Annotated in this window: 1 protein-coding gene and 1 pseudogene; both read right to left on the reverse strand. The window is 74.9% G+C overall.

What is annotated here, in order from left to right:
- Nucleotides 1–9: 9 nt before the first annotated feature.
- Nucleotides 10–1,260 carry an activator-dependent family glycosyltransferase gene (locus OG852_RS03380; RefSeq protein ID WP_330347008.1) on the reverse strand — a complete coding sequence of 417 codons (1,251 nt, stop codon included), beginning with the start codon at nt 1,258–1,260 and terminating at the stop codon, nt 10–12.
- Nucleotides 1,257–12,161 (reverse strand): annotated as a pseudogene (locus tag OG852_RS03385) (type I polyketide synthase); the annotation flags it as partial. The gene OG852_RS03380 and the pseudogene OG852_RS03385, both read right to left, overlap by 4 nt.
- Between the last annotated feature and the right edge of the window lie 5 nt (nt 12,162–12,166).

Below are 12,166 nucleotides of genomic sequence, written 5' to 3' on the forward strand. Positions count from 1 at the left end.
GCGAGGTGCTCAGCGCACTTCCGCCAGACGCTCCAGGTCGGCCACCAGGTCGTGCGGCCTCGGCATCGCCAGGGACTCGGCCCGCAGCCGCCGGGCGGCGTCCGCGGTCTCGGGGTCGGCGACGAGCCGCCTCAGCCCGTCGCGGACCTTCTCCACGGTGGCGTCGCCGTGGCGCAGGTACATGCCCGCCCCCACCTCCTCCAGCGCCTGGCCGCGCTGCTCGTGGTCGGCGATCAGGGTGGAGAGCATCATCTGGGGCACTCCGGTGACCATGGCGGTGGCGAAGGTGCCGTAGCCGCCGTGGTGGATGACGGCCGAGCAGCTCGGCAGCAGTGTGCTCAGGGCGACGGAGTGGACGGCCCTGGCGTTGTCGGGGAGGGTGCCGAGCTGTTCGACCTGGGCGGGCAGCAGTGCGGCGACCACCTCCACGTCCTCGTCGGCGAGGGCGTCGAGGATCCGCGGGATGGAGACGTAGTCACCGCCGTAGTCCTCGGTGTTGGAGGTGCCGAGGCTCAGGCAGACCCGGGGCCGCTTGGGCGCCTCGCGCAGCCAGTCCCACACCACCGCCCGGCCGTTGTAGGGGACGTACCGCAGGGGCAGTTCGGGGGAGGCCGACGGAATCGACAGGGACCGCGGCACGGTGCTGATGGTGGCCTGGCCGTGCAGCAGCTCCTCGTCGCAGGAGAACCCGAACGGCTCCGACCTCGCCGCGAGCCAGTCGGCGAGCGGGTCGACACGCTCCGACTCGGGCTGCTCGCGCATCAGTTCCAGGTAGGTCTGCCGGGTGCGGCCCCACACGTCGGAGCACCACATCAGCCGGGCGTGGGCGGCTCCGCTGATCCGGGCCGCGAGGGCACCGGCGTACGCCAGCGGGTCCCGGATCACCAGGTCGGGCCGCCAGCTCTGGGCGAACGCGGCCAGGTCGTCGATCATGGGGTCGTTGTACGGGGCGAACGCGTAGGGGACGCTCAGCGCGAAGCGCTCCTTCAGCTCCGCCCAGTCCACCTGGCCGCGTTCGCAGCGGCTCCAGTTCGCGGTCGCGTAGTCCTGCGACTCCCGGTAGGCGGACATGTCCCGGTGGACATCGTGGTCGGTGCCGACGGGGACGGCGGTGAGTCCGGCGCCGGTGATGATGTCGGTCGCCAGGGGGTAGCTGGCCACCCGCACCTCGTGGCCGGCCGCGCTGAGCGCCCACGCCAGCGGAACCATCAGATACACATGGGATTTCTCGGACAGACTGACGAACAGGACCCGCATCATGCTCCCTCGGTCGGTCGGGCCGGCGCAGGGCCCGCGGTGTGCGATGGCAGTACCGTGGCGATCCAGTCGGCGAGGGCGCCCGCCGTGGTGGCGGCGTGGGACTCCATCATCGTGAAGTGGTTGCCGGGGACGTCGACGACGCGGTCGGCGCCCTCCCAGGAGCTCTGCCACTCCCCCGGCGCGAGCGGCTCCGGGCCGTCCGCGGAGACGGGCGGTTCGGCGGGCCGCACCAGCAGCACGGGCGCGGACAGCTCGCCCGGGTCCCACTCCCCGATCATCCGGATGTACCAGCTCATGGCCGAGAGCCGGTCGGTGTCCATGTGCGCGAACATCGACTCCCGGTCGAACATCCCGCCCAGCATCTGGGCCGAGAAGCGGGTGAACGGCGAGTCCGCGCGCGGCATGTAGGTGTCGAGCAGGACCACCGCCAGCGGCGGATGTCCCGACCGCTCCAGATGGCGGGCGGCGGCCAGGGCCAGGATGCCGCCGGACGACGAGCCGGTGAGCACGAAGGGCCTGCCGTCCGCGCACCGCAGGACCCACTCGGCCTGTGTCGCGGCCACCACGTCCAGCGTGGCGGGCAGCGGCTCGCCGCGCCCGAAGCCGGGGGTGGGCAGCGCCCACACGTCCTGTCGGCCGCGGAACGCGGCGGCGAACCGCGCGTACTGGTGGACACCGGCCAGCGCCACGTACGAGCTGAAGCAGATCAGCGCGGGGCCGTCGTCGCCGGCGGCCAGCCGCAGACCGGCGGGCCGGTCGGTCAGGTCGGCCGGGGACTCGAAGACCGGCCGCAGTTCGGCGACCGCCTGCAGCAGTGCGAAGCCGTCGTCGATTCGGCCCTGTTCACAGGCACCGCGGAACAGCGCGCCCACGGTGTCCTCGGGGCGGGCGGCGCGCCGGGCCGGGTCGTCGTCGCCGCGCGCCGCGCCCGGGTCTCCGGGGGGCGCGGCTGCCGCCCCCGCGGACCGTGCGGCCAGATCTGCGGCGAGCGCCTGGGGGGTGTCGAGGTCGAAGACGAGGGTCGGGGGGAGCCGGAAGCCGGTCAGGGCCCCGAGCCGGTTGCGCAGTTCGACGGCGGTCAGCGAGTCGAAGCCGAGTTCCGCGAAGTGCCGGTCGGGCGCCACCTCGTCCGTGGAGTCGTGCCCGAGGACGCCGGCGACCTGCTCGCGGACCGTGGCCAGCAGCAGGGCGAGCCGCTCGGGACCGGCGAGGTCCGCGAGCCGTGCGGACAGCGACCGTCCGGCGCCGTCGGCCGGGGCTCCCGAGGCCACCGCGCGCCGTACCGCGCCACGGGACGCGGTGGCCGGGGCCCGCCTCGCGACGGCGACCACGGCCGCGTCGGGAGCGGTGACGGCGGCGTCGAAGAGGGCGAGGCCGGCCTCGGTGGTCAGCGGCAGCATGCCGTTCCTGGACATCCGCTCCCGGTCGGCGGCGCCGAGCCCCGCGGTCATGCCGCTCTCCGCCGCCCACAGCCCCCAGCCGATCGAGGTGGCGGGCAGCCCGCGGGCCCGCCGGTGGTGGGCGAGCCCGTCGAGGAAGGCGTTGGCCGCCGCGTAGGCGCCCTGCCCCGCCGCGCCGAAGGTACCCGCCGCGGAGGAGTACACCACGAACGCCGACAGGTCCCGGTCCTGCGTCAGCCGGTGCAGGTGCCAGGCCGCGTCGGCCTTGGGCCGCAGGACCGCGTCGGTCCGGGCGTCGGTCAGCGAGGTCAGGGTCGCGTCGTCGACGACACCGGCGACATGCACGACGGCGGTCAGCGGATGCGCGTCGGGCACACGGTCGAGCAGGGCCTCGAGCGTGTCGGGGTCGGCGACGTCGCAGGCGACGAGAGTGGCCTCGGCGCCGTGCGCGGCCAGTTCGGCGACCAGCGCCTCGGCCCCCGGCGCGTCCGCGCCGCGCCGGGACGCCAGCAGCAGCCGGCGCACTCCGTGGGCGGTGACCAGGTGCCGTACCACCAGGGTGCCGAGGGCTCCGGTGGCACCGGTGACGAGGACGGTGCCGTCGGACACGAAGGGCGCGAGGGGCGTGGCGTCGCCGTCGGGAGCCGGGCCCCGTGCCGTGAGCCGGGGCACCAGGAGCCTGCCGTCGCGTACGGCGGACTGCGGGAGGGCGGCGGCGATCGCGGCCGGTACGGCGCCGGGTGAACCGTCGTCACCGGACGACGTGGGCGGGGCGAGGTCGAGCAGCTGCACCCGGTCGGGGTGCTCCAGCTGGGCGGACCGGACGAGCCCCCACAGCGCGGCGGCGGGCAGATCGCCGACGTCCTCCGTCTCGGCGGTGGCGAGGGCCCCGCGGGTGACCAGGACCAGACGCGAGTCGGCGAACCGGTCGTCGCCGACCCAGTGCCGGACGAGACCGACGGCCTCGGCCAGCAGTTCCCTCGTGGCCTCGGGCACCGGCCCGGCGGATGCGGCGCACACGGTGAGGACGACCTTGGGCGCGGCGGTGCCGGTGTCCACGGCGGCGGCGAGCGAGGCGAGGTCGGCGTAGCACTCCAGGTGTACACCGGCCGTGTCCAGTGACTCGGCGAGACCGCCGTCGCCCTGCCCGAGGAGCGCCCAGCGCACGGTCTCGGGAGCCGGGGCGGCGGGCTGCGGGTCGGCCTGCCGCCAGCGCTGCACCAGCAGGGGCGGCATGTCGGGAGCCGCCCCGCCCTCGGAGGCGTCGTCGGGCCGGCCGGGGGTGATCCGGCGCAGCAGCAGTCCGTCGGCCGTGGCCACCGGCCGGCCCTCGGGGTCGGCGACGGACACCGTGTAAGCGTCCGGACGGCCGGTGGGCGCCAGATGGACCCGCAGCGCGCTCGCTCCCGTCGCGTGGAGGGAGAAGCCGCTCCAGGCGAACGGCAGGGTCGCCCCGGCCTCCTCGTCGCCCGGGACGTCCAGCGCCCTGACGAGCAGGGTCTGCACGGCGGCGTCCAGCAGGGCCGGGTGCAGCCCGTAACGAGCCGCCTCGGCCCGATGCGACTCCGGCAGCGCCACCTCGGCGAACAGTTCCCCGTCCCGGCGCCACACGCGGCGAAGGCCCTGGAACGCCGGACCGTAGTCGAAGCCTCCGGCGGCGAACCGCTCGTACCAGTCGGCCTCGCCCGCCGGGTCCGGTACGACCGGGACGGCGTCCGGCGGGGGCCAGGAGCCCGCGTCCTGCGGCACCGGCCCGGCGTCCTCGGCGAGCAGTCCCTGGGCGTGGCGGGTCCACGGCTGGTCGGCAGCGGCGTCGGCGGCCCTGGAGTGCACGCCGAACGGCCGCCGCCCGTCCGCGTCCGGCGCGCCGAGGGCGAGTTGGAGCTGTACGGCGCCCCGCTCGGGCAGCACCAGCGGGGTCTCCAGGGTCAGCTCGGCGACATGGCCGAGGCCGACCTGGTCGCCGGCGTGTACGGCCAGTTCGAGGTAGGCGGTGGCCGGGAGGATCGCACGGCCCAGCACACGGTGGTCGGCGAGCCACGCATGGCCCCGGGCCGACAGCCGTCCGCTGAGGACGAGCCCGCCGGTGTCGGCGACCCTGACGGCGGCCGACAGCAGCGGGTGCGCCACGCGGTCCAGCCCGGCAGCGGTCACGTCACCGGCGTGCTCGGCGGCGTCCAGCCAGTAGCGGCGCCGCTGGAAGGCGTACGTCGGCAGCAACACCGTGCTGTTTGTCGGCAGTTGAGCCGTCCAGTCGACGTTCGCTCCATCGGTGAACAGCGTGGCGAGGGCGGCGAGGGCGGCCGGTGCCTCGGGCCGGTCCTTGCGCAGCAGAGGCACGAGGACCGTGCCCTCGGTGTCGTCGAGGGACGCCTGCGCGAGGGCCGTCAGGGTGCCGTCCGGACCGAGCTCGAGGGAGCGGGTGACGTTCTGGCCGGCGAGGGTCCGCACGGCGTCGGCGAAACGCACCGGGCGGCGCACATGACTGACCCAGTAGTCCGCCGACATCAACTCCTCGGCGGTGGCCGCCTCACCCGTCACCGTCGACACCAGGGGAAGCTTCGGCCGCTCGTACGTCAGCCCCTCCGCGACCTTGCGGAAGTCCGCGAGCATCGGCTCCATGAGCGGGGAGTGGAAGGCATGGCTGACCCGCAGCGCGGTGACCTTGCGGCCCTGGGCGCGGAAGCCCTCCGCGATCTCCTCGACCGCGGACTCCGTACCCGAGATCACCACAGCTTTGGGTCCGTTGACCGCGGCGATCCCGACCTCGTCACCGAGCAGCGGCAGCACCTCGTCCTCGGACGCCTGCACCGCCACCATCGCACCACCGGCGGGAAGGGCCTGCATCAGCCGGCCCCTCGCCACCACCAGACGGCACGCGTCCGCCAGCGACCACACCCCCGCCACATGCGCGGCCGCGATCTCACCGATCGAATGCCCGGCGAGGACGTCCGGACGCACACCCCACGACTCCAGCAGCCGGAACAGCGCCACTTCGAGGGCGAACAGAGCGGGCTGCGTGAACTCCGTACGGTTCAGCAGGTCGGCGTCCTCACCGAACACCACCTCCCGCAGATCGAAGGGCAGTTCCGAGTCCACCGCGTCGAAGGCATCCGCGAAGACGGGGTAGGTGTCGTACAACTCCCGTCCCATCCCGAGGCGTTGGGAGCCCTGCCCGGCGAACAGGAACGCCGTGCGCGCGTCACGTCGTACCGTGCCCGTCGCCGCGTTCACCGCCTCCTCGCCGGAAGCCACCGCCTCCAGCGCCCGCACCAGCTCCCCCCGCTCCGATCCCCAGACCACCGCCCGGTGCTCGAACAGCGACCGCGACCGCACCAGGGACCCCGCGACCTCCGTCACGTCGATCCGCTCCTCGGCGGCCACGAACCGTGCCAGCCGGTCCGCCTGGGCCCGCAACGCCGCACCCGTACGACCCGACACCACCCACGGCACCACACCCCCAGCCGCAACCGGCTCCGGTCGCGACTCCGGCTCGGCCGGGGCCTCCTCCAGCACCACGTGCGCGTTCGTGCCGCTCAGACCGAAGGACGACACACCGGCGCGGCGGCTGTGCCCCTCCACCCGCGGCCACTGAGCACCCTCCGTCAGCAGCCGCACCGCCCCCGCCGACCAGTCGACGTGGGACGACGGCTCCTCCACATGCAACGTCCGCGGCAGCACGCCGTGCCGCAGCGCCAGCACCATCTTGATCACACCCGCCACACCCGCGGCGGCCTGCGTATGACCGATGTTCGACTTCACCGAGCCCAGCAGCAGGGGCCGTTCGCGGTCCTGACCATAGGCCGCCAGGATCGCCTGCGCCTCGATCGGGTCACCCAGCGCCGTCCCCGTACCGTGCGCCTCCACCGCGTCCACATCCGACGGCCGCAGCCCGGCACCCGCCAGCGCCTGACGGATCACCCGCTGCTGCGAAGGACCGTTCGGCGCCGTCAGACCGTTGGACGCACCGTCCTGGTTCACCGCAGAGCCGGCCACCACCGCCAGCACCGGCCGCCCGGCCGCCCGCGCGTCCGACAGCCGTTCCACCAGCACCAGACCCGCGCCCTCGGAGAACCCCGCCCCGTCCGCCGCGTCCGAGAACGCCTTGCACCGGCCGTCCGCCGCCAGCCCCCGCTGCCGGCTGAAGTCCAGGAACAGCCCCGGCGTCGACATCACCGTCACACCACCGGCCAACGCCAGATCGCACTCCCCCGAGCGCAGCGCCTGCACCGCCAGATGCAGCGCCACCAGTGCCGAGGAACACGCCGTGTCCACCGTCACCGCGGGTCCTTCCAGACCGAGCGTGAAGGACACCCGGCCGGACATCACGCTCGCGGTGTTGCCGGTGCCGAGGTGGCCCGCGACCTCCTCGGCCGTGGCGGGGTCCAGGGGGCGGGAGGCGTAGTCCTGGTAGTTGGTGCCGGCGAAGACGCCGGTGCGGGAGCCGCGCAGGGTCGTCGGGTCGATGCCCGCCCGCTCGAACGCCTCCCACGCCAGCTCCAGCAGCAACCGCTGCTGCGGATCCATCGCCAGCGCCTCACGCGGCGAGATCCCGAAGAAGCCGGGGTCGAAGTCGGCGACGTGGTCGAGGAATCCGCCGCCGCGGGTGCTGGCTCGGCCGGGGACGCCGGGCTCGGGGTCGTAGAGGGCGTCGATGTCCCAGCCGCGGTCGTCGGGCCATGCGGTGATGGCGTCGGTGCCGTCGGCGAGCAGGCGCCAGTAGTCCTCGGGGGTGTCAACCCCGCCGGGGAAGCGGCAGCTCATCGCGGTGATGACGATCGGGTCGTCGTCGGTGGAGCGCGGTGGCGGGAGCGTGGCGTCCGGGCCGTGCTCAGCGGTCGGGGCGACGGCGGCGCGCAGGTGTTCGGCGAGGGCGGACGGGGTGGGGTAGTCGAAGACGAGGGTGGCGGGCAGGGTGCGGCCGACGGCGGTGCTGAGGGCGTTGCGGAGTTCCACGGCCGTGAGCGAGTCGAAGCCGAGTTCGCGGAAGGAGCGGGTGGGCTCGACGTCCTGCGGTCCCGCGTGGTTGAGGACGACGGCGGCGTGGGCGCGGACGAGTTCCTCGAAGGCGGCCCGCTGTTCCGGTGCGGCGAGTGCGGCGAGTTGCCGGATCAGGTCGCCGGTCTCGTGGGGGTCGCCGTCGGCGCCGTGGCGGGGGTCGTGTTCGGGGCCGCGGCGGGCGGTGAGGGCGCGCCGGGCGTCGGGCAGGTCGTCGAGGAAGGGCCGGGGCCGGGCGGTGGTGTAGGCGTGTACGAACAGGTCCCAGTCGATGTCGGTCACGGCGAGAGTGGTGTCGTCGTGGTCGAGGGCCTGTTGCAGGGCCCCGAGGGCGAGGTCGGGGTTCATGGGGCGTACGCCGTGCCGCTGGAGACGTTCACCGACGGAGCCCTCGGCCATGCCGCCGTCGGCCCAGGGTCCCCAGGCGATGGCGGTGGCGGGCAGGCCGCGGGAGCGGCGCTGCTGGGCGAGGGCGTCGAGGAGGGCGTTGCCGGGGGCGTAGTTGGCGTGGCCGGGGGCACCGATCGTCCCGGCGGTCGACGAGAAGAGGACGAACGCGGAGAGGTCGAGCCCGGCCGTGAGCGCGTCGAGGTTGCGGGCGCCGCCGACCTTGACCCGCAGGACCTCGGCGAGCTGGTCGGGGGTGAGGGTGGTGATGACGCCGTCGCGCAGGACGGCGGCGGTGTGGAAGACCGCGGTGAGCGGTCGTTCGGCGGGGACGGTGGCCAGCAGGGCGGCGAGCTGGTCGCGGTCGGCGATGTCGCAGGCGGCGATGTCGACGTGTCCTGCGCCGAGTCCGGTGAGTTCGGTGCGGAGTTCGGCGGCGCCGGGGGCGTCGGCGCCGGTGCGGCTGACCAGGAGGAGGCCGGGGGCGCCCTGGCGGGCGAGTCTGCGGGCGACCTGGCGGCCGAGGGCGCCGGTGCCGCCGGTGACGAGGACGGTTCCGGTGGGTGTCCAGTCCCGGCCGCCGCCCAGGCCGCCGGTCGCCGCGCGGTGGAGGCGGCGGGCGAGGAGGCCGGTGTCACGGAGGGCGAGCTGGTCCTCCTGGCCGATGCCGGCGAGGGCGGCGGTGAGCCGGTCGGCGGTGAGGGGGTCGAGGGTGGCGGGCAGGTCGATCAGGCCGCCCCAGCGCTGTGGCTGTTCGAGGGCGACGACACGGCCGAAACCCCAGACGAGAGCCTGCTCCGGGGCGTCGACGGTCTCGGTGGCGGTGGTGGCCACGGCGCCTCGGGTGGCGAACCAGACGGGTGTGTCCTGGCCGAGGTCGTCGAGCGCCTGGACGAGGGAGACGGTGGCGGCGAAGCCGCTGGGCAGGCCGGGCCGGCCCTCGTACTCCTCCTCGTCGAGGGCGAGCAGCGACAGGACGGCCCGGGGCCGGTCGCATCCGGTGGCGCGCAGGGCCTGTGCGAGGCGGTCGCGGTCGTCGTGGGCGGCGACCGTGACGGTGACCGGGTCGGCGCCCGCGCGGGTGAGGGCTTCGACGACGGCGGTGCCGAGGGCGTGGTGGGGGTGGTCCGGGTCCTGGTGGGCGGCGGGCAGGGCGACGAGCCACGGTCCGCTCAGGACGGGGGCCGGGGCGGCGGGCAGGGGCTTCCAGGTGACGCGGTAGCGCCAGGCGTCCACCGTGGCGTTCTCCCGGCTGCGTCTGCGGTAGTCGCTCAGGGCGGGCAGGACCGTGGAGAGGGTGTCCTGGTCGAGGTGGAGGGCGGCGGCCAGCGGGGCGGTCTCGCCGTTCTCGACGGACTCCCAGAAGCGGCTGTCGAGGTCCGTGCCGGTGGCCGTCGACGGCGCGGTGAGGGCGGGGGTGGGCCAGTAGGTGCGGCGTCGGAAGGCGTAGGTGGGCAGGTCGACGCGGGTGGCGGGGTCGGCGAGGGCCGTGCAGTCGGCGGGGGCGGCGCCGCGCACGCTCAGCTCGGCCAGCGAGGTGAGGAAGCGGCGGGGTCCGCCTTCGCCGCGACGGAGCGTGCCGGTGACGACGGTGCCGGTGCGGCCTTCCTCGTCGAGGGTGTCGCGGACGGCGGCGGTGAGCACGGGGTGCGGGCTGGACTCGACGAAGGCGCGGAAGTCCTGTGCGGCGAGGGCCCGTACGGCGTCGGCGAAGCGGACGGTGCGGCGCAGGTTGTCGTACCAGTAGGTGGCGTCGAGGCGCTCGGTGTCGAGCCAGTCGCAGGTGACGGTGGAGAAGAACGGCACGTCGGCGGTGCGGGGCCGGACGGCGGCGAGGTCGGTGAGGAGCCGGTCGTGGATCTCTTCGACCTGGGCGGAGTGCGAGGCGTAGTCGACGGGGATCCGCCGTGCCTGGGCGCCGGCGGCGGTGAGGTCGGCGACCAGGTCGCGTACGGCGTCTGCGTCGCCGGAGACGACCACGGAGGCGGGTCCGTTGACGGCGGCGACCGACACCCGGCCCTCCCAGGGGGCCAGCCGTTCCTGGACGTCGGTGACCGGCAGCAGCACCGAGGCCATGCCGCCGTGTCCGGCGAGGGCGGTGATGGCCCTGCTGCGCAGGACGACCACGCGGGCCGCGTCGTCCAGGGTGAGGGCCCCGGCGACGCAGGCGGCGGCGATCTCGCCCTGGCTGTGTCCGACGACGGCGTCGGGGTGGACCCCCCGGGCCTGCCAGAGGCGGGCCAGCGACACCATGGTCACGAACAGCACGGGCTGGACGACGTCCACGCGGTCGAGGGTGGGTGCGTCGTCGGCGCCGCGCAGGACGGCTTCGACGGACCAGTCCACGCACGCCTCGACGGCCGTCGCGCAGGCGGTGAAGTGGGTGCGGAACTCCGGGTCGGTGTCGAGGAGTTCGGTGGCCATGCCGGGCCATTGGGGGCCCTGGCCGGGGAAGACGAAGACGGTACGGCCGTCCACGTCGGCCACGCCCTGGACGAGACCGGCCGCCGGGGCGCCCGCCGCCAGCGACTCCAGGCCGCGCAGCAGTTCGGGGCGGTCGTCGGCGAGGAGCACCGCGCGGTGTTCGAACGCGGAGCGGGTGGCCGCGAGTGACCAGGAGAGGTCGTGCGGGGCCGTCGTCTCGTCGGCGCGCAGCCGGGCGTGCAGGGCGGCGGCCTGGGCGCGCAGCGCGGTGGCGCTGCGCGCGGAGACGACGTACGGCAGGGTGGAGCGCGACGGGGCGGGGGGCTCCTCGGCGGGCGCGGCCGGTTCGGGGGCGGGCTGTTCGAGGATGACGTGGGCGTTGGTGCCGCTGACGCCGAAGGAGGAGACGCCGGCCAGTCGGGGCCGGTCGGCGGCGGGCCAGGGGCGGGCCTCGGTGAGGAGTTCGACGCGGCCGGCCGTCCAGTCGACGTGGGTGGTGGGCCGGTCGACGTGGAGGGTGCGGGGCAGCAGGCCGTGCCGCATGGCCAGGACCATCTTCATGACGCCGGCGACTCCGGCGGCGGCCTGGGTGTGTCCGATGTTGGACTTCACCGACCCGAGCCACAGGGGCTGTTCGCGGTCCTGGCCGTAGGTGGCGAGCAGGGCCTGGGCCTCGATCGGGTCGCCGAGCGTCGTGCCGGTGCCGTGCGCCTCCACCGCGTCGACGTCGGCGGTGGACAGCTGCGCGTCGGCGAGTGCCTGCCAGATGACGCGCTGCTGGGAGGGGCCGTTGGGGGCGGTCAGACCGTTGGAGGCGCCGTCCTGGTTGACGGCGCTGCCCCGGACCACGGCGAGCACCGGGTGCCCGAGGCGCCGGGCGTCGGCCAGCCGCTCCACGAGCAGCATGCCGGCGCCCTCGGCCCAGCCGGTGCCGTCGGCGGCCTCGGCGAACGCCTTGCAGCGGCCGTCGGGGGCGAGGCCCCGCTGCCGGCTGAACTCCAGGAAGAGGCCGGGGGTCGACAGCACGGTGACACCGCCGGCGAGCGCCAGGTCGCACTCCCTCGACCGCAGTGCCCGTACGGCGAGGTGCAGGGCGACGAGGGAGGAGGAGCAGGCGGTGTCGACGGTGACGGCGGGCCCTTCCAGGCCGAGGGTGTAGGAGATGCGGCCGGAGACCACGCTGGCGGCGTTGCCGGTCCCGACGTGTCCTTCCAGGCTCTCCTGCGAGGCCAGCAGCAGCGCCGGGTAGTCCTGGCCGTTGGTGCCGGCGAAGACGCCGGTGCGGGAGCCGCGCAGGGTCGTGGGGTCGATGCCGGCCCGTTCGAACGCCTCCCAGGAGATCTCCAGGAGCAGCCGCTGCTGGGGGTCCATCGCCATCGCCTCGCGGGGCGAGATGCCGAAGAAGGAGGCGTCGAAGTCGCCGGCCGCGGCGAGCGCGCCGCCGGAGGTGCTGTACGTCTTTCCGGGGCGGCCGGGTTCGGGGTCGTAGTGGTCGGCGAGGTTCCAGCCGCGGTCGGTGGGCCACTCGGTCACGGCGTCGCCGTCGGAGGCGAGCAGCCGCCACAGGTCCTCGGGCGAGTCGGCGCCGCCGGGGAAGCGGCAGCTCATCGCGACGATGGCGACCGGTTCGCGGGAGGCGGTCTCCGCCTCCCGCAGCCGCCTGCGGGTCTCGTGCAGGTCTCCGGTGACCTTCTTGA

The sequence above is a fragment of the Streptomyces sp. NBC_00582 genome (genome assembly GCF_036345155.1).
Classification (GTDB): Bacteria; Actinomycetota; Actinomycetes; order Streptomycetales; family Streptomycetaceae; genus Streptomyces.

What these genes read in the sequence shown, in the direction of transcription:
- OG852_RS03380 (WP_330347008.1), bottom strand. Translation starts at nt 1,260, where the DNA reads ATGATGCGGGTCCTGTTCGTCAGTCTGTCCGAGAAATCCCATGTGTAT.